Here is an 18,018-nt window from a genome sequence, read left to right as displayed (position 1 = left end):
CGGCCGGGCGGATTCGCCTCGCCCGGCAACCACGAGTCTCCTTGGCAAGCAGCGCTTTTCAGCGCGGCACGTTGCGCAGGTTCGATCGAGCCATGTCGATCATGCGGCCCACCCCGCCGGTGAGCACGATCTTGCTGGCCGCGAGCGCGAAGCCACGTACCTGCGCCGCGGTGATGTGCGGTGGGAGGGACAGGGCGTTCGGATCGGTGACCAGGTCGACCAGCGCGGGACCCGGATGTGCCAGCGCCTCGGCGAGGGCGGCGCGGATGGCGGACGGTTCGGTCACTCGCACCGCATGGATGCCCGCGGCGCGGGCCACCGCGGCGAAATCGACTGGGGCATGGTCGGTTTCGAAATTCGGCAGGCCGTCCACCAGCATCTCCAGCCGCACCATACCCAGCGACGAATTGTTGAAGACGATGATCTTGACCGGCAGCCGGTGCAGCGCCACGGTGAGTACCTCACCCATCAGCATGCCCAATCCGCCGTCGCCGGACATCGAGATCACCTGCCGGTCCGGATAGGCGAATTGCGCGCCGATGGCATGCGGCAGGGCGTTGGCCATCGTGCCGTGCAGAAACGACCCGATCACCCGGCGACGGCCGTTCGGCGTGAGATAGCGCGCCGCCCACACATTGCACATACCGGTGTCCACGGTGAAGATCGCGTCGTCGGAGGCGAGTTCGTCGAGGATGTCGGCGGCGTATTCGGGGTGAATCGGTTTGTGGTCGGCCACATTTCGGGTGTAGGCGTCGACGACCTGCTCGAGCAGCCGGTAGTGCTCGCCGAGCATGCGATCCAGGAATTCGCGGTCGGATTTCTGCTTCAGGAGGGGTAGAACCGCGCGCAGGGTTTCCCGGACGTCGCCGTGCACGGCCAGTTGCAGCGGCGTGCGCCGGCCGAGGCGGGCGGCGTCGTGGTCGATCTGCACCGTATTGGTTCCCGGCAGGAATTCGTCGTAGGGGAAATCGGTGCCGACCAGCACGACCAGGTCGGCCTCGTGCATCGCGTTGTAGCAGGCGCCGTAGCCGAGCAGACCGCTCATTCCCACGTCGTAGGGATTGTCGAACTGGATCCATTCCTTACCGCGCAGGCTGTGTCCGATCGGCGCGTGCAGCAGTTCCGCGAGCCGCATCACCTCCTCGTGCGCGTCGCGCACGCCGGCACCGCAGAACAGCGTGACGGTGCGCGCCGCGTTCAGCGCGTCGGCGAGCGCCTGCACCTGTTCGGCGGCGGGCATGACGTGGCCGAGTTCGGAGACGAGACTCGTCTCGCCGGTCGGATGCGCGGTATCCAACTGCGCGACATCGCCCGGCAGGACCACCACCGACACCTCGTGGCGAGCCAGCGCATGCTGGATCGCGATCCGCAGCATGCGCGGCATCTGCTCGGGCCGGCTGATCATTTCGCAGTACCCGCTGCATTCGACGAAGAGCCGTTCGGGATGCGTTTCCTGGAAGAACTGGGTGCCGATCTGGTCGGAGGGGATGTGGGAGGCCAGCGCCAGCACCGGCGCTCCGGTGCGGTGCGCGTCGTAGAGGCCCTGGAGCAGGTGCGTGTTGCCCGGACCGCAGCTACCCGCGCAGACGGCCAGGCGGCCGGTCAATTGCGCCTGTGCCGCCGCGGCGAAGGCGGCGGCCTCCTCGTTGCGCACATGCACCCATTCGATGTCCGGGGTGCGGCGCACCGCGTCGACGATCGGATTGAGGCTGTCCCCCACCACGCCGTAGATCCGGCGCACTCCGGCCTGTACGAGAACGTGCACGAATTGATCGGCCACATTCGTTTTCGCCATGCGCTCTCCTCCACCGCTGTGATCGGCGCCGGCGTATTCGCCTTCGCCCGGAGCCGAAGCTCCCTTCCCGGATGAACAGATTCGCGATCGCCACGAATACTACCGGGCAGGGCGACATGGAAATGGCGTCGGACGTCACGCTTGGATGTTCGCCGAAGGATGGGCGATTTTCGGGAAGAACGCCGGGACTCGGCCCCACATTCGATGCCGGAGGCGATTCACGGACAGGCTCGGCGACCGTCAGAGAAATTGCTCCTTGAATATTCACAGCGCAAACCTGCCGGTGAGCCGAGCCGTCTTCCGCCTCGATCTCGCACACGCAAAGATGCTGGTGGACAACGGGTCTCGATATGCAGTCCGACCGTGGCACCGGATTGCGAATACAACCGACAACGCGCGGGCGACGTCGAGCGATCACCGCCGTGATCTCGACGTGATCGGTGATCGGACGTACATCGGTGCGCTCCTGCCGTTTTCGGTGATGGTATGCCCGATAGCCGGGGCACGAGACCACCGTCCTGTGAAAAGCGAGAGGAATTCGGCGGTTGGTTCTTCCCGGCTACCGAGGCCGATGCCAGTACACTCGAAACGTCCCGCATCCGGAATGGGCAAGCGCCCGAATGTCTTTCACGGATCCCGGACATTCACTACGGGGACAGAACTTCGAACGCCACCACAGGGTGGCTTCCAGAAACAGGCTCGATCACTAGGGAGGCTAACAATATGTCCGTCACCGGCAGCACCCTCGCCCGCCGCGCTTTGGGGCGCGAACTGCGCCGCCTCCGCGAGGCCAAGGGGCTGAAACAGGCCGCCGCCGCCCGCGCCGCCGAAACCTCACCCCAATCCATCGGCCGCATCGAAGAGGGGCTGTCCACGAGAACCACTGGGCTGCAGGTGAATGCGCTGTGTGATTTCTATGGAGCGTCGGATGAAGACCGGCGGACATTGTTGAGGCTGGTGTCCGAGGTGCGAGCTTCGCGAGAGCGCGGCGGAGGTTGGTGGAGGAGTTATGCCGATGAACTCGGCACCGACTTCGACCACTACCTCTCTCTGGAGGAGGCCGCCAGCAAGATGGTCGCCTGGAAGGTCGCGATCGTTCCCGGACTCCTCCAGACAGCCAGTTATCGCCGAGCCATAGCCTGGACCGAGTCACCTGCCGCCCCCTCCGAACAGATCGAGAAGCGAGTGGAGATGGCAACGCATCGACAAGCACGTCTCGACGACCCCGCCTTTACGATGGACGTCCTGCTGTGGGAAGCGGTTCTGCGTGACCACATCGGCGGGCCGGCTGTCATGTGCGACCAGCTACTGCACCTCACGGAAGTCGCTCAGAGGCCCAATGTTTCGGTCCGCGTCGTCCCCTTCGGAGCGTCGAACCACCTCGGTTCGTGCGTCGGCTCGGCGATCCTGATGGAGTTCCCCGTGCTTCCGCACTCCAGGATCACCGAGCCACCTATCGTCTATGTCGAAGAATTCGCCGGGGACTTGTACCTCGAACGCGAACCCGAAGTGAACCGTTATCGTGCTGCGCTGCAGGAGATCAGCCGTGTAGCGTTGGATCAGGACATGTCCAGAGATCTGATCCTGGCGGTAGCGAAGGAGTTCGCGAGTGAACATTGATCTATCCGGCGCCCAATGGTTCAAGTCCAGCCGCAGCACGTCTCAGAAGGAGTGCGTCGAGGTCGCGCACTTGAGCGAAGGCCACGTCGGCGTCCGAGACTCCAAGAACCCCACCGGCCCCGCCCTCGTGTTCGCCCCCACCGAATGGGACGCGTTCACCGCCCGCCTCGAGAGCGGCGGCTTCGACCTCACCTGACCTTCTGCACCACAAGGGCGTTCGGGCCATTGAACCCGAACGCCCTTGTCGTGTGGCCGTCTTCACGAAGCTTCGGGACTTTGCTGTCCTGAATCGATCTGTGCTGCACGGTGGTTCACCGCTCACGCACCACCGCCGTCCGGTCCGCTCATGAGCTGCGAGCGTCGTGGCTCTCACGGTGGGCCATCACCTCGCCCATGTGGTCCTGTGCCCAGGATCGGAGGCCGCGCGTCAAGTGATGGAGTGAGAGGCCGAGTTGGGTGAGCTCGTAGGTGACCGTGACCGGGACCGTCGGCGTCACTGTGCGGGTGAGCAGACCGTCACGCTCGAGAGCCCGCAGGGTTTGGGTCAGCATCTTCTGGCTGACTCCGACCAGCAGGCGAGACAGTTCGGAGTAACGCATCGCTCTCGGGGCACCGGGCCGATCGGACGCGTCGCCCGCATCCCCGCTCAACGCGCACAGAATCAGCACGACCCATTTGTCGGAGATTCGATCGAGGAGTTGACGACTGGGGCACGCCGCCAGGAATGCGTTGTACTCCGAACTGCTTCGAGCCCCCTCGAATACCTTCGCTGTCACCGGTCTCGCCTTTCATCGGAGAGTTACGCACTTTCGAGTGCCTACTTCCCGAAAGGAAGTAGCTCTCCAACAATGGTGCCAGGAGGTCGCAGACACCTCCTCCCGATCGGAGACGAAAGGCACCACGTGAACGCACCCCTCCTTCCCGGCGGTACCCGGATGCTCGGCGACGCGACTGTCACCCGATTCGGCTACGGCGCCATGCAGCTTGCCGGCCCCGGGGTCATGGGGCCGCCCACCGACCGCGACGGCGCGCTGGCCGTGCTGCGCGAGGCAGTCGATGCCGGTATCACCCACATCGACACCAGTGCCGCATACGGGCCTGATGTGACGAACGAGTTGATCCGCGAGGCGCTGCACCCCTACCCGGACACGGTGTACATCGCCACGAAGGTCGGAGCGCGCCGCGACGCGCAGGGCGGCTGGCCTACGGCCCGGCGTCCCGAAGACTTACGCGAACAGGTGCACCAGAATCTTCGGTCGCTCGGGGTCGAGACGCTCGACCTGGTCAACCTGCGCATGGGCGATGCCGCAGGCCCCCGGCCCGGCTCGCTCGCAGCGGCATTGGAGACGCTCGCCGACCTTCAGCAAGACGGGCTGATACGCCATCTCGGAGTCAGCAACGTCACCGCGGATCAAGTCGCCGAGGCGCGGAGCATCGTGGCGATCGTGTGCGTGCAGAACATGTACAACCTCGGCCATCGCCACGACGACGACCTCATCGACCGGCTCGCCGACGACGACATCGCCTACGTACCGTACTTCCCGCTCGGTGGCTTCACACCGCTGCAGTCGGAGACCCTCGCCCGGGTCGCGACCCGGGTGGGTGCCGCGCCGCTGCCGGTGGCGCTGGCCTGGCTGTTGCGGCGCGCACCGAACATTCTGCTCATTCCCGGTACGTCGTCCGCGGCTCACCTGCGCGAGAACATCGCCGGGGCCGGGCTCTCGCTGTCGGATGAGGACGTCGCCGAGCTGGACGGAATCGCTCGCTGACCATGCCGTCGAGGAGCCGCTCGCCCTGCGGCCGCTCATCCACCGCGCGGGCCCGGATCTTCCACGATCACTTGGGGTTCCGCCGGCCGCCCTGGCCACGGGCGCTCGGCGACCACCGGGAACTGCCCCGTATGGTCGTGGCGAATGGCGGCTATTCGCAACACTTTTCGCCGCGTCAGGAACCATCCTCCGACCAGCACCGGTCCCATGACGCAGACCGTCGCCACGACCGCCCAGCGTTGGATCGGGTCGCTGCTGCACGCCATCAGGGCGATCACGGCCACCAGGAAGGCGAGGGTGGCGTAACCGGTGTAGGGGGCGCCGATCATGCGGTAGGCGGGGCGGTGGGAGATGCCGTCCCACCAGCGGCGCCACAGGCGCAGCTGGCAGAGCAGCACCACCATCCACGACACGATGGTGCCGAGGGCGGAGACGTTCAGGACGATCTCGAATGCCTTGTCCGGCACCACCGCATCGAGTCCGACGCCGATCAGCGCGATGGCGCCGGTGGCCAGGATGCCGACGTAGGGCACGCCGGTGCGCGACATCCGGGTGGCGACGGCGGGGGCGCTGCCGTTCGCCGACATCGACCGCAGGATGCGGCCGGTGGAATAGAGGCCCGCGTTGAGGCTGGAGAACGCGGCGGTGAGCACGATCAGATTCATCATCGACCCGGCGGCGGGGACGCCGATGCGGGCGAAGAACGTGACGAACGGGCTCTCGCCGTCACGAAAGGCCGTGTAGGGCAGCAACAGTCCCAGCAGGACGAGGGAGCCGACGTAGAACACCCCGATGCGGGTGATGACCGAGTTGATGGCCCGCGGCATCACCTCGTGGGGATTCTCGGTCTCCCCCGCGGCGATTCCCACCAATTCCACTGCCGCATAGGCGAAGACGACGCCCGTGGTCACCGTGACGAGCGGCAGCACACCGGTCGGGAACAGTCCGCCGTGATGGGTGATCACGCTCACCCCCGTGGACTCGCCCCGGAGGGCGAATCGGCCGGCGAGGAAGACCGTGCCCACGATCAGAAATCCGATGAGGGCGACGACTTTCACCAGCGCCACCCAGAATTCGAGTTCCCCGAACCACCGCACCGAGATCAAATTCGTGCCGACCACCGCGATCAGCGCCACCAGTGCGATCAGCCACTGCGGCACCACCGTGAACGCACCCCAATATCGGACATATGTCGCGATCGCGGTAATGTCGACGATGCCGGTCATACACCAGTGAAAGAAATACATCCAGCCGACGGCGAAAGCGAGTTTCTCGCCATAAAATTCGCGCGCGTAGGATACGAACGATCCGGATGACGGCCGGTACAGCACCAACTCCCCCAGCGCCCGCAGCACGAAGAAGACGAAGACACCGCAGACCGCGTAGACCAGAAAAAGCCCTGGACCTGCATCGGCGAGACGTCCACCCGCACCGAGGAACAGTCCGGTGCCGATCACTCCGCCGATCGCGATCATCTGCAATTGACGGTTGCGCAACGACTTTCGGTAGCCGTCCTGCTCGGTATGCAACGCCGCGGCCAGAGCCGACAATTCGACGGGTCGGTGGTCTGTGCTCATGACCGGACCTTCCGGTGGACAACATTGAATCTTCAAACAACGTACTGCCGCACAGCGTTACGTTCAGGAGTGGGAATATCGAAATACCGTGCGGTTGGTTCTCACCGAGTGAGTCCCATTACCCGCTGGGCCGAGAATTCAAACCAATGGAGGCGAATTCGACGACGCGAAATTCGTTGTCGCGGAACCGTCCTGCCGTTCCGGGTCCGGCGATCGCCGATGCGCCCGGCGCCGGCACCCGGCGATACCCTCGAAGGAGTTGTCGCGCGGCACCCGGACGCCGACGCTGAGCTCGTGAACGACATTCGATACGGCCTACTCCTTCCCGGCGGCGTCGCGCAGCTGCAGCGCGACGGCGCGGCCCGCGGCCTGGCCGAGTTGGCGGTGACAGCCGAACGTATGGGATTCGATTCGGTATGGCTGGGCGATTCGCTGAGCCGGGCCCGGATCGAACCACTGACCGTCCTGGCGGCCGCGGCGGCGCGGACCGAGCGGATCACTCTCGGGACGGCGGCGCTGATGCCGGCGTACCGGCACCCGGTGCAGGCCGCCGCCACCCTCGCATCGCTGGATCAGCTGGCCTCGGGGCGGCTGATCCTCGGCGTCGGCGCCGGATTCCCGGAACTCAGCCGAGCCGAATTCGACCTGGTCGGTGTCGACTACCGAACCCGCTTCTCCCAGCTCGACGACACCGTCGACCTGTGGCGGCGGCTGTGGTCCGGCAACACCGACCCGTTCCACGGCAAGGTCCTCCACTACGACTGGTTGCCGGACGTGCCGCAGCCGCATCGGCCGGGCGGGCCGCCCATCTGGGCCACCGGCATCACGCCCGCCGCGCTCGCCCGGACCGGACGGCGCTACGACGGCTGGCTGCCCTACCCGCCGGATGTGACCACCTATGCCGAGGGCCTGGCCACCGTCCGGTCCGCCGCAACCGCCGCCGGACGCACCGAAACATCGATCACACCAGCACTGTTCGCCACGGTCTACCTCAGCGACGACCCGCACGCCGGCCGGGCGGCGCTGGACCGCTACGCGCAGGCGACCTACCGGATGCCGGTGGACACGGTCGAAACGATTCAGGTCCTGCTGACCGGCACCGCCGAACACGTTGCGGCGCAACTGCATCGGTACATCGAGGCGGGTGCCGAACACATCCTCCTGCGCATCGCCGCCCTGGACCCGGCCGATTTCACCGGGCAATTGGCCCTGATCGAATCCCTGCTGCGGCCCGTGACGATTTCGCACTGACACGTGATCCCGCGCTGGCTTCGGGTGAGCCGGGTCGACGCGCGCCGCGGTCCATCGGGATCGCGGCGAACCCGACGGCGGGCGACCGCTGTTTGTGACACCGAATACCTATGCCGCACCTCACTTTCCCGCACTGTCACACCGATCGTGCGAGCGGCATCTTGTGTTCGTTCACCGATCACGACAGCAAGGACCACGTCATGGAACCCCGTTTCACCCTCACCGACAATGCACTCGGCGCCACGTTCGCCAAGCGATTCGGCAACACCAGCATGGTCATCCTCCAGTCGTCCCTGCCCAAGGCGACCCAGGACCTGATGATGCTGCGCGTCAGCCAGATCAACGGCTGCGGCTGGTGCACCGACGTGCACAGCAAGGACCTCGCTGTGGCCGGCGAACCCGCGGTGCGCATCAACCTGGTCGCCGCGTGGCGCGAGGCGTCGGTGTTCAGCGAGGCGGAGCGGGCCGCGCTGGCGCTGGCCGAGGAGGGCACCCGTCTCGCCGACGCCCACCAGGGAGTCTCGGACGAGACGTGGGCGCAGGTGCGCAAGCATTACGACGACGATCAGATCGCGGCGCTGGTCGGCCTGGTCGCGCAGATCAACGCGGCCAACCGGCTCGGCGTGATCGTGCGCCAGCAGGGCGGCTCGTACGAGCCCGGCATGTTCGCCGATATCGACGGCTGATCGGCGAGCGAAACGCGACCCGGCCCGGGTAGTCGACCTGGGCCGGACCGCTACTTCGTGGCCTCGGCCAGGATCGCCAGCACCGGCTCGGAGGTGTAGAACGGTTCGAGGCGTTCGCGAATCAGCTTGGCCAGCACGCCGTTTCGTTTCGCCGCCTCGACCACCGCGGGGCCGTATCGCAGGATCTCCGTGCGGATGTCGTCGGCGGACAGGCCGAGTTCGGGCAGCAGCGCGCCGAGGGTGTGGTCGCCGTACTTGGTGAAGAACACGTCGACGCATTCGTCGAGGAGCACACCCACGTACTCCTTGTCGCGGGTGGTGACGACGATGCGGTGCACCAGCAGCGCGAGTTCGCGCAGGTCGGCCTGGGTCAGGTAGTCGCGCAGGCCGCTGACCGGCTCACCGGCGTGCAGATCCCAGAACTCCATCGCCGCGCCGTGCACCGGGGCGTCGCGCAGCATTTCCCGGATCGCGTTGTTGGTGCGCTTGAGGGCGAACATCGCACCCTTACCGGCCATATCACCGATGAAGGTGCCGCTGCTGGCCTTCTCGGCGGCCTTGCGCGCGGACTTGGCCGCGTTGGTGCCGAACGACACCAGCGATCCGACGCCCGGCACCTTGCTGGCCATCTGCCGGTTCGACTCCATGAAGTCATCGATCAGCTTGTCGACGAATTTGGACGCCGCCGTCGCCACCAGCGGGCTTTCGGTCAGCCGCTCCAGCAGGCGCTCCTGGGCCTGATGCATGCCGAAGATCTTCTCCAGCAACGCTTCCACGGGTTCGCGGTCCACGACGTCGCCGAGGGTGTAGTCGTTGTTCTCGGCGATATTGTCGTAGATCGCGTCGGCGAACACCGCCACCGAATCCTGGAGCACCGGGCTGCCGCCGATGCGGTTCACGACGGTGCGCACGGTCTGGCGAGCGTCTTCGACGGACACCACATCGCGAAAGACGATCGTGTCCGCGACCGCCAGCACATCGTCGACATCGCGGGCGACGACCTCGGCGAACCGATCTCCCGTCACCTCCGCCAGCAGGTAGTCCACCTGCGCGTCGAGCAGTTTCGCGGCGACGTCCTGTGCTGCGGTCATCGGTTCCCCTTCAGCTGTCCGGACCGCCGGACCAGCCGGAATCACACGTCGTCGCGCATCGACTTCCGAATCTCGTCCAGGCGTTCCCGCGCGGCTTTCTCCCGCGCCTGCCATTGTTCGTCGGCGCTGCGGCCCGCCGGTGTCTGCCGGTCGAGTTCGCCCAATCCCTGGGCGGTGCCGTAGCGCTGCTCGACCTTATCGCGAACTGACTCGAAAGTAGGGACTCCGGATTCGGAGTACCCACCGGGCACACCGAAGCCCTCCGGCGGCAGCGGCACGCCCGAGCCCACCGCGACCTGCCCGAATCCGCCGGAGATCGGCGGCGGCACGGCCGCGGCAGCACCGGGAGTGTCCGAAGTCACATCCGCCTCGGGCTCGGCACGAGTGGGACGGGCCGCCAGTTCGACCGCGGTAAGATGCAACTTCTCCAGACCCGGCCGGCCCGTGGTCGCGGTGACCACGACCTCGAGCAGATCCTCATCCTGCAGCGCGGCGAGCAGGGCCGCCATATCACCGGTGTCGGACATGCTCCCAGGCTACGCATCGCGACCGCGGTCCGGCCGATTTCACTCGCCGGTCACCGATTCCACGTTCGCGAGAACGTCGCGAACCCACGCCGATACGGTTCCCGACCACCCCGGAATCGAGACCAGGGTGTTGTGTCCGGCGTTCGGGTAGATCAGCAACCGCTTCGGCTCGGCGAGCGCCGCGTACAAGGTGCGGCCCATCTCGACGGGGAGTAGTTCGTCGGCCTCGCCATGCATGACGAACGTGGGCACCCGCAGCGCGCGGAGCCGCTGCAACGTCGGAAAGGCGTTCGGCACCAACGGTTTCGGGATGAACGGGTAGACCGCGCGGGCCGCCTCGCGCAGTCCGGTGAAGGTGGACATCAGAATCATCGCCGCGGGCGGATACTCGGTCGCCAACTCCGTGACGACCGCGCCGCCGAGCGACTTGCCCAGGTAGACAACGCGTTTCGGATCCACGCCGGACTGCTCCAGCAGCGCCCGGCGGGCGGCCCGGGCATCCAGATACAGTCCGCGTTCGCTCGGCCGGCCCGGACTGCGACCGTAACCGCGATAGTCGAAGGTCAGCACGTTCAGGCCCGCGGCGGCCAGCAAGGCCAGGATCGGCGAGCGGTCGCCGATATTGCCGCCGTTGCCGTGGGCGTAGAGCACGTGGGCGATCGGCTTCTCGGCGCGCACGAACCACGCGTTGATCCGGGCACCGTCGGCCGCGGTCAGCCACAGATCGTCGTGGTCGAACCCGAACTGCTCGGGGGTCATGGTGATCCGACGTTCGGGATGGAACGTCAGCGCGTTGAGCACGCCCTCGGCCGGATGTCGCATAGTCCCTTCTTAACGCGAACCACCGCCGAGTCTCCACCCGGCCACCGAATTCACAGGTTCAGATGCAGGCGTAGCGCCCGGTCCAGTTCCTTGACCAGCGTGGGTGGCAAGGTGCCGAGCACCCGCCCTACCCGTTCCACAGATACCGAACGAACCTGTTCGGCCTGCGCTTTCGACGCCACTCGCAACCCTGGGACATCCTCCAACAGCACCTGGAACGGAAAGATTCTCTCCGTGTTGCTTGTCACCGGCACCACGGTGACAACACCGCGGCCGAGCTGTACGGCACGCCGGTTGGCGCCGTCGTTGCTGACGACGACGGCGGGACGAGTCTTCGCCACCTCGTTTCCTCGAACCGGGTCGAGGTCGACCAGCACGACGTCCCCGCGCCGCACTACAGGTCACCGGTCGCGACCGACCAGGCAGCTTCCTCGCCCGCTTCTTCCCACTCTTCCCACGCCTGTTCATAGGCATCTTCCAGGGCGCGGGCACGCAGCAGCTCGATGGCCTTGTGCACAGCGGCGGACCGACCAGGCAAACCCGACCGACACACTTCCTCGTCGATCGTCGCCAGGTCGTCCTCCGACAGACTCACACTCAGCTTCATACCCGTAATGCTACCAGGGTAGGAATAAGGTTCACACTACCCGCGCAGAACCGCGCCGACGGCGTCGGCCGCCGCCGCGACCGCGGAATCGCGGGCCGCGCTGGCCTCGTCCTCGGTGAGGGTGCGGTCGCTCGCACGGAAGCGCAGCGCGTAGGTGAGGGATTTGCGGCCCTCGCCCGCCTGGGCGCCCTCGTAGACGTCGAACAGGGCGATGTCCTCGAGCAGCTCGCCCGCACCGGTGCGCAGCGCCGTTTCGACCTGCGCGGCGCCGACGGTCTTCTCGACACTCACCGACACGTCCTGCAGCACCGCCGGGAAGGCGGAAACCACTGGCGCGGGCCGGGATTCGCGCAGCGGCAGCGCGTCCAGATCCAGTTCCAGCGCACAGGTGCGCGGCGGCAGCCCGCTGCGCTCGAGGACAGCCGGATGCAGTTCACCGGCATGGCCCACCACCGTGCCGTCGACCAGCAGTTCCGCGCAGCGGCCCGGGTGGAACGGCAGGTAGGCGGCGGCACGGCGCTCGATGGTGACCCCGGCAGCATCGGCGACGGCGTCGGCGAGGGCGAACGCGTCGGCCGCCTCGGCGACCCGGCCCGGTCCCCACGGGCCACGCGGTTCCCGCCGGCCGGTCAGGACCGCGGCGACGTGCACCGGCTGGGCGGGCAGAGACTCGATGAGCTCGCGGATCTGCTCGTCGGTGGGACGGCGGTCGACCGGCAGTTCGGCCACCGCGTGGGTGTCGGAACCGGGCAGGACGACCTGGGCGATGCCGTAGATCGACAGATCGCGCTCACCCCGGGAGATGTTGCGGGCGGCCACCTCGAGCAGGGCGGGCAGCAGCGTGGTCGCCAGTTCCGCCTTCTCCACGTCGAGCGGGTTCAGCACGCGCATGGTGTTGCGGCGCGGATCGTCGGCGTCCAGGCCCCAGGTGTCGAAGACCCCCGCGGTTATGAAGATCGGCGCCGGCACCTCCACACATCCGGAGAAGGCGAGCACACGGCTGACGGCCCGGCGACGGCGCTGCACGGCGGTGAGGCCGCGCCCGGCCGGAGCCGTCGGCAGCACCGAGGGAATCTGCTCCAGACCCTCGAGCCGCAGCACCTCCTCCACGAGATCGGCGGGCTGGGTGAGGTCGGGCCGCCAGCTCGGCGGGGTCACGACCAGCTGACCGTGGCCGGTCTCGCTGACGCTCACCTCGACCGAGCAGCCGATCTGCGCGAGCCGGCGCGCCGAGGTGCCGGTGGGATAGACGACGCCCGCGGTGCGGTCGGCCAGATCGATATCCATCCGGATCGGTTCGGTGGCGGGCACCGGGAGCCGCACATCGGTCAGCGCGGATTCGACTGTGCCACCGGCGATTTCGGCCAGCAGCGAGGCGGCACGATCCAGGGCAGCGACATTGATCTCCGGATCGACCACGCGCTCGTAGCGTTTACCCGCTTCCGAGACCAGCTTGTGCCGGCGCGCGGTGCGGTAGACCGCCAGCGGATTCCAGGTCGCGGCCTCCAGCAGGATGTCGGTGGTGTCGTCGCCGACCTCGGTGCTCGCGCCACCCATGATGCCGGCCAGCGAGATCACACCCGAATCATCGGTGATCACAACGTCTTCGGCGTCGAGCGTGCGCTCGGCCTCGTCGAGGGTGCGCAGCGTCTCACCGGTGTGTGCGCGCCGGATCACCAGCGGCCCGGTCACTTTCGCGGCGTCGAAGGCGTGCAGCGGCTGGCCCAGTTCGAGCATCACGTAGTTGGTGACATCGACCGCGGGCGAGATCGGGCGCACACCGGCCAGCAGCAGCCGGCGCTGCAACCACCACGGGCTCACCGCGTTCGGGTCGACCCCGGTGACCCTGCGCACCGCGAACCGGGTGCAGCCGGATTCCGGTTCGACCGTCACCGCATACGCGTCGGCCTCGTCGTCGGGCAGCGTGCGCACCGCGGGATCGGCGTAGTCGAGGTCGAAACCGCAGGCGAGTTCGCGCGCCAGGCCGCGCACCGAGAAGCAGTAACCGCGGTCCGGGGTGATGTTGAGTTCGATCACCGTGTCGTCGAGGCCCAGCAGTTCGTTGGCGTCGGCGCCCGGTTCGGCGGTGCCCGGCTCCAGCACCAGAATGCCCGAATGATCCTTGCCGATACCGAGTTCGGCGACCGAGCAGATCATGCCGTTGGAGACGTGGCCGTAGGTCTTGCGCGAGCTGATGGCGAATCCCCCCGGCAGCACACCACCCGGCAGCACCACGACCACGAGGTCACCGACCGCGAAATTGCGTGCGCCGCAAACGATCTCCTGCAGTTCCGGCTTGCCGATATCGACCTTGCAGAACCGGATCGGCTTCTTGAACTCGGTCAGCTCTGTGATCTCGGCGACCCGGCCGACCACCAGCGGATGCTCGATATCGCCGGTGACCGGCCGCAGGGTGTCGAGTTCCTCGACCTCGAGGCCCACGCGGACGAAACCGGCGTCGAGCTGCTCGGGGGTCAGCGACCAGCCGGGGGTGGTCCGCTGCAGGGTTTCCGTCAGCCAGGACTGCGCTACTCGCACGTGACGTTTCGCTTCCTCGTATGAAGGTTCTCGGGTGGTGGGTGTGGGAGGCCGGACTCAGGCGCGGATGCCGAACGGCAGCGTGAAGCGCACATCGCCCTCGACGATGTCGCGCATATCCGGAATGCCGTTGCGGAACTGCAGGGTGCGCTCGAGTCCCATGCCGAAGGCGAATCCGCTGTAGACCTCGGGATCGATCCCGCTGGCGATCAGCACCTTCGGGTTGACCATGCCGCAGCCGCCCCATTCGACCCAGCCGGCGCCGCCCTTCTTGTCCGGGAACCACACGTCGACCTCGGCGGAGGGCTCGGTGAACGGGAAGTAGTTGGGGCGCATGCGGGTTCGCGTATCCGGTCCGAACAGCGCTCGCGCGAAGGCGTCCAGCGTGCCGCGCAGATGCGCCATGGTCAGGCCCTTGTCCACGGCCAGACCCTCGACCTGGGAGAAGACCGGGGTGTGGGTGGCGTCGAGTTCGTCGGTGCGGAAGGTCCGGCCCGGACAGACCACGTAGATCGGCAGCTCGCGCGACAGCATCGAGCGCACCTGGACCGGGGAGGTGTGGGTGCGCAGGACCTGGCGGGAGCCTTCCGCGTCCGAGGCGTCAGGGCCGGAGGCGGTAGCGGAGCGTGACCCCGCAGGCCCAGCCTCGGACGCCGATATATACCGCGCCACGTGGAAGGTGTCCTGCATGGTGCGGGCCGGGTGGTCGGGCAGGAAGTTCAGCGCGTCGAAGTTGAAGTGCTCGGTCTCCACCTCGGGACCCTCGGCGACCTCCCAGCCCATGCCGACGAAGACGTCCTCGATCTGCTCGGAGATCACCGTGATGGGATGGCGAGCGCCGATCGGACCCCGCCGGGCCGGCAGCGTCACATCGATCGCCTCGGCGACCAGGACGGCGGCGTCACGTTCGGCGAGCAGCTGGGCGCGGCGGGCCTCGAAGGCGTCCGACACGCGGCCACGGGCCACGTTCACGCGCTTACCGGCATCGGCCTTGTCCTGTTTGGGCAGCCCGCCCATCGCCCGCTGAGCCAGCGCGATCGGCGATTTGCCGCCCATATGCTCGGTCTTGGCGGTGGCGAGCGCATCCAGGTCGGCCGCGGCCGCGAACGCCTTCTCCGCGGCGGCGGCCGCAGCGGAGAGAGCCTCTTCGCTGAGCGCCTCCGCCGGCGTCGCTGACTGCTCGGCTGCATCCTTCTCGTCGGCCACGATGGTTCGTCTCTCCCCTGGGCTGGTCGGGTCCGTGCGATTTGCCTGGACGCTATTGCTTATAGGCTAACGACCCAGCCCGAAAGCAAGTGCGGCCGGTCGAATCGTAAGCGATGCAGGCAGCCCGCCTCGCCCGGATATTCCGGCAATCCGAGATACGACAGGCGCACCGCCCGGACATCCGGGCGGTGCGCGTGTCTCTACTGCCCCTGGTTACCCGACCGGGGTGATCCGGCGCGGCAGCAATGCCGTCGCGCACGCGCCCAGCGCCACGACCACGGCACCCACCCGGACCGCCGGCGCCATGCCGGCGACGAAATCGGCCGGGCTGAGGTACGAACCGTAGGAGGCGAAGATCGACGCCAGGATCGCGACGCCCATCGCCACACCGACCTCGCGGATGGTGTTGTTGGTCCCCGACGCGACCCCCTGATCGGCAGGCGGGGCACTGGCCATCACGACGGTCGAACCGGGCGCGAAGGTCAGGCCCATGCCGATACCGGCGAGCAGGAACGGGCCGATGAGCGACGCGTAGGACAGGTCGGCGGTGACGATCGCTCCGATCCAGGCCAGCGCGGCCGCCTGCAACACCTGCCCAGCCACGATGAGGGTTCGCGCGCCGATCCGGTCGACCACCAGGCCCGCCAGCGGCGCGACGACCATCGGCGCCATCGTCCACGGCAGCGTCCGCACCCCGGCCGCCAGCGGTGAGTATCCCTGAACCACCTGGAAGAACTGGGCGAGCAGGAAGATCGAACCGAAGACGCCGACCGCGAACGCGAACGCCGACACGTTCATCACCGCGAAAGCCCGGGAGCGGAACAGCCGCATCGGCAACATCGGCGCCGGCGAGCGCAGTTCCCATCCGACGAACGCGATCAGGGCCAGGGCGCCGGCGAACAGTGTGGCCAGCACCGGCGCCGAGGTCCAGCCGTCGTCGGCACCGTGCACCACGCCCCACACGACCGAGAGCACGCCGCCGGCCGAGAGCACCAGCCCCACCGGGTCCAAACGCTTACCGCCGCCGAAGGATTCGCCGAGCACTCGGGCCACGAACGGCAGGGCCAGCAACCCGATCGGCACATTGAGCCAGAAGATCCACTGCCAGCTCAGCCCGTCGACGACCAGGCCGCCGACCACCGGGCCGACGGCGATTCCGAGTCCGGAGATACCACCCCAGATCCCGATCGCCGCGCTGCGCTTCGCGACCGGCACCGCATTCGCCAGCAGCGTCAGCGACAGCGGCATGACCGCGGCGCCACCGAAGCCCTGTATCGCCCGGGCGAGGATGAGCATCCACGGCTCGGTCGCCAGCGCGCATGCCGCCGAGGCGAGGGTGAACAGGGCGATACCCGCCAGGTACATCCGGCGGCGGCCGAAGCGGTCGCCCAGCGCCGAGGCGGTGAGCAGCAGCGACGCGAAAGACAGTGTGTAGGCGTTGACGAACCATTGCAGGTCGGCCAGGGATGCGCCCAGTTCCGTGCGGATCACCGGGAGCGCGTTCGTGACGACCAGATTGTCCAGGGTGACCATGAACATCGGAATGCCGACGGCGGCGAGGATCGCGCCGAGCGGCCTGGCGGTGGCGCCGGATGAACCGGCGCGGGGGGGGTTTCGAGGGTGGTGGTCATCGCAGATCCTTTGTTGTTATCGACTGATAACTTGATGCCGAAAGAGTATGCATTCGCTGATAACATGTCAACAGGTGACGGTGCCGGGCCTTACGCCCGCCCGCACCGCGCTACCGTGACCGTCGAACGACGTAAGGAGGACCATGGCGGACTCGACCCGCACGCGCCTGACCGCGGCCGAGCGCAGCGAGCAGGTGCTGGCCGCCGCGGTCACCGCGTTCGCCGAAACCGGTTACGCCGCAACTAAAACCGACGAGATCGCCCGGCTCGCCGGAGTGTCGCAGCCCTACGTGATCCGGCTGTTCGGCACCAAGGAACGATTGTTCGTCGCCGCGGTCAACAAGGCCTGCGGGCGGATCGAAGAGGTCTTCCGCGCGGCGCGCGCCGATGCGCCGGCGAACGCGACCGCCCAGGAAGCATTGCAGGCACTCGGCAAGGGATACGAGACCTTCCTCGCCGAACGGGAATTGCCGCTCCTCTTGTTGCACGGCTTCTCCGCCAGCGCCGATCCGGCGATCGGCGACCACGTCCGTGACCGCTTCGGCCGCATCTACGATCTGGTCCGCGAACTCACCGGCGCCGATGCCGACGACGCCCGTCAATTCATCGCCACCGGCATGCTCATCACCGTGATGACGGCCATGCAGGTGATCGGTCCCGATGCGGTGCCGACCCGCTGGGCCGAGGAAATCAACGCCTGCCTCCAGGACGACTGACCAGGCGTTTCGTCTCTTTTGCGCCGATGTGATCGAGCACACCGCCCCTTCGGCCTTTGCGCAGCGTTCTCACAGGATTATAGTTACTTTCGTTAATCAACTTGTTTGATATCCCCCGAACACCTCTTGCTGCGGCGACATCGGCCCCCACCGGCCGACCGCCGCATCGACCGCTTCCGGAA

17 protein-coding genes are annotated in these 18,018 nt (G+C 67.2%); 6 read left to right on the top strand and 11 right to left on the bottom strand.

The window, feature by feature from the left end:
* Window positions 1–58 precede the first annotated feature (58 nt).
* Window positions 59–1,795, bottom strand: coding sequence for a pyruvate dehydrogenase (locus NK1_RS07885; RefSeq protein ID WP_063007868.1), 1,737 nt, complete (start codon window positions 1,793–1,795; stop codon window positions 59–61).
* Between the two features lie 723 nt (window positions 1,796–2,518).
* Here NK1_RS07885 and NK1_RS07880 point away from each other — a divergent pair.
* Window positions 2,519–3,415 (top strand): helix-turn-helix domain-containing protein, encoded by an 897-nt coding sequence (locus NK1_RS07880; RefSeq protein ID WP_063007867.1) that lies wholly within the window; start codon window positions 2,519–2,521, stop codon window positions 3,413–3,415.
* Complete coding sequence (locus tag NK1_RS07875; RefSeq protein WP_062966123.1) at window positions 3,405–3,611, top strand: DUF397 domain-containing protein; 207 nt, start codon at window positions 3,405–3,407, stop codon at window positions 3,609–3,611. Before NK1_RS07880 ends, NK1_RS07875 begins: the two co-directional genes overlap by 11 nt.
* 148 nt (window positions 3,612–3,759) lie before the next feature.
* Here NK1_RS07875 and NK1_RS07870 read toward each other — a convergent pair whose 3' ends face one another.
* Entirely contained in the window at window positions 3,760–4,191 is a 432-nt protein-coding gene (locus tag NK1_RS07870; RefSeq protein ID WP_063007866.1) for a winged helix-turn-helix transcriptional regulator, read from the bottom strand.
* A 126-nt stretch (window positions 4,192–4,317) separates the two neighbouring features.
* Between NK1_RS07870 and NK1_RS07865 the strand changes: the two genes are divergently transcribed.
* The gene (locus tag NK1_RS07865) at window positions 4,318–5,184 is read left to right on the top strand and encodes an oxidoreductase (protein ID WP_063007865.1); all 867 of its coding nucleotides are present in this window, start codon (window positions 4,318–4,320) and stop codon (window positions 5,182–5,184) included.
* 35 nt (window positions 5,185–5,219) lie between these two features.
* Here the strand turns inward: NK1_RS07865 and NK1_RS07860 are convergent, their stop codons facing one another.
* Entirely contained in the window at window positions 5,220–6,761 is a 1,542-nt protein-coding gene (locus NK1_RS07860) for an amino acid permease (RefSeq protein WP_063007864.1), read from the bottom strand.
* A gap of 294 nt (window positions 6,762–7,055) precedes the next feature.
* On the opposite strand from NK1_RS07860, the gene NK1_RS07855 reads away from it, so the two are divergent.
* Complete coding sequence (locus NK1_RS07855) at window positions 7,056–8,012, top strand: LLM class flavin-dependent oxidoreductase (RefSeq protein WP_218023079.1); 957 nt, start codon at window positions 7,056–7,058, stop codon at window positions 8,010–8,012.
* Window positions 8,013–8,212: 200 nt separating this feature from the next.
* A complete protein-coding gene (locus tag NK1_RS07850) occupies window positions 8,213–8,698 on the top strand; it encodes a carboxymuconolactone decarboxylase family protein (RefSeq protein WP_063007929.1) in 486 nt (161 codons plus the stop codon).
* 50 nt (window positions 8,699–8,748) lie between these two features.
* Here NK1_RS07850 and NK1_RS07845 read toward each other — a convergent pair whose 3' ends face one another.
* The 8 genes from NK1_RS07845 to NK1_RS07810 form a co-directional block, all read right to left on the bottom strand.
* Entirely contained in the window at window positions 8,749–9,789 is a 1,041-nt protein-coding gene (locus NK1_RS07845; protein ID WP_063007863.1) for a hypothetical protein, read from the bottom strand.
* A 41-nt stretch (window positions 9,790–9,830) separates the two neighbouring features.
* A complete protein-coding gene (locus tag NK1_RS07840; protein WP_063007862.1) occupies window positions 9,831–10,316 on the bottom strand; it encodes a hypothetical protein in 486 nt (161 codons plus the stop codon).
* Between the two features lie 39 nt (window positions 10,317–10,355).
* The gene (locus NK1_RS07835; RefSeq protein WP_063007861.1) at window positions 10,356–11,138 is read right to left on the bottom strand and encodes an alpha/beta hydrolase; all 783 of its coding nucleotides are present in this window, start codon (window positions 11,136–11,138) and stop codon (window positions 10,356–10,358) included.
* Between the two features lie 50 nt (window positions 11,139–11,188).
* Complete coding sequence (locus NK1_RS07830) at window positions 11,189–11,533, bottom strand: type II toxin-antitoxin system PemK/MazF family toxin (protein WP_063007860.1); 345 nt, start codon at window positions 11,531–11,533, stop codon at window positions 11,189–11,191.
* Window positions 11,533–11,745, bottom strand: coding sequence for a ribbon-helix-helix protein, CopG family (locus NK1_RS07825; RefSeq protein ID WP_062966132.1), 213 nt, complete (start codon window positions 11,743–11,745; stop codon window positions 11,533–11,535). The genes NK1_RS07830 and NK1_RS07825 overlap by 1 nt, the downstream gene beginning before the upstream one ends.
* 36 nt (window positions 11,746–11,781) lie before the next feature.
* Window positions 11,782–14,283: a phenylalanine--tRNA ligase subunit beta gene (gene pheT / locus NK1_RS07820; RefSeq protein ID WP_063007859.1), complete on the bottom strand. Its 2,502-nt coding sequence runs from the start codon at window positions 14,281–14,283 to the stop codon at window positions 11,782–11,784.
* A gap of 57 nt (window positions 14,284–14,340) precedes the next feature.
* Entirely contained in the window at window positions 14,341–15,489 is a 1,149-nt protein-coding gene (gene pheS, locus NK1_RS07815) for a phenylalanine--tRNA ligase subunit alpha (RefSeq protein ID WP_063007858.1), read from the bottom strand.
* Window positions 15,490–15,702: 213 nt separating this feature from the next.
* On the bottom strand, window positions 15,703–17,028 hold the full coding sequence (locus NK1_RS07810) for a DHA2 family efflux MFS transporter permease subunit (protein ID WP_084460674.1): 1,326 nt from the start codon (window positions 17,026–17,028) through the stop codon (window positions 15,703–15,705).
* Window positions 17,029–17,263: 235 nt separating this feature from the next.
* On the opposite strand from NK1_RS07810, the gene NK1_RS07805 reads away from it, so the two are divergent.
* Entirely contained in the window at window positions 17,264–17,836 is a 573-nt protein-coding gene (locus NK1_RS07805; protein WP_063007856.1) for a TetR/AcrR family transcriptional regulator, read from the top strand.
* Window positions 17,837–18,018: the final 182 nt, after the last annotated feature.

It is taken from the genome of Nocardia kruczakiae NBRC 101016 (assembly GCF_001612965.1).
GTDB lineage: Bacteria > Actinomycetota > Actinomycetes > Mycobacteriales > Mycobacteriaceae > Nocardia > Nocardia kruczakiae.
Note: the sequence above shows the minus strand (reverse complement) of the source record. Positions and strands in the feature narration are given on the sequence as shown.

Coding starts and splice junctions, on each gene's coding strand:
- NK1_RS07885 (WP_063007868.1), bottom strand. CDS start 1,795: ATGGCGAAAACGAATGTGGCCGATCAATTCGTGCACGTTCTCGTACAG.
- NK1_RS07880 (WP_063007867.1), top strand. CDS start 2,519: ATGTCCGTCACCGGCAGCACCCTCGCCCGCCGCGCTTTGGGGCGCGAA.
- NK1_RS07860 (WP_063007864.1), bottom strand. CDS start 6,761: ATGAGCACAGACCACCGACCCGTCGAATTGTCGGCTCTGGCCGCGGCG.
- NK1_RS07850 (WP_063007929.1), top strand. CDS start 8,213: ATGGAACCCCGTTTCACCCTCACCGACAATGCACTCGGCGCCACGTTC.
- NK1_RS07845 (WP_063007863.1), bottom strand. CDS start 9,789: ATGACCGCAGCACAGGACGTCGCCGCGAAACTGCTCGACGCGCAGGTG.
- NK1_RS07840 (WP_063007862.1), bottom strand. CDS start 10,316: ATGTCCGACACCGGTGATATGGCGGCCCTGCTCGCCGCGCTGCAGGAT.
- NK1_RS07835 (WP_063007861.1), bottom strand. CDS start 11,138: ATGCGACATCCGGCCGAGGGCGTGCTCAACGCGCTGACGTTCCATCCC.
- NK1_RS07825 (WP_062966132.1), bottom strand. CDS start 11,745: ATGAAGCTGAGTGTGAGTCTGTCGGAGGACGACCTGGCGACGATCGAC.
- NK1_RS07810 (WP_084460674.1), bottom strand. CDS start 17,028: ATGTTCATGGTCACCCTGGACAATCTGGTCGTCACGAACGCGCTCCCG.
- NK1_RS07805 (WP_063007856.1), top strand. CDS start 17,264: ATGGCGGACTCGACCCGCACGCGCCTGACCGCGGCCGAGCGCAGCGAG.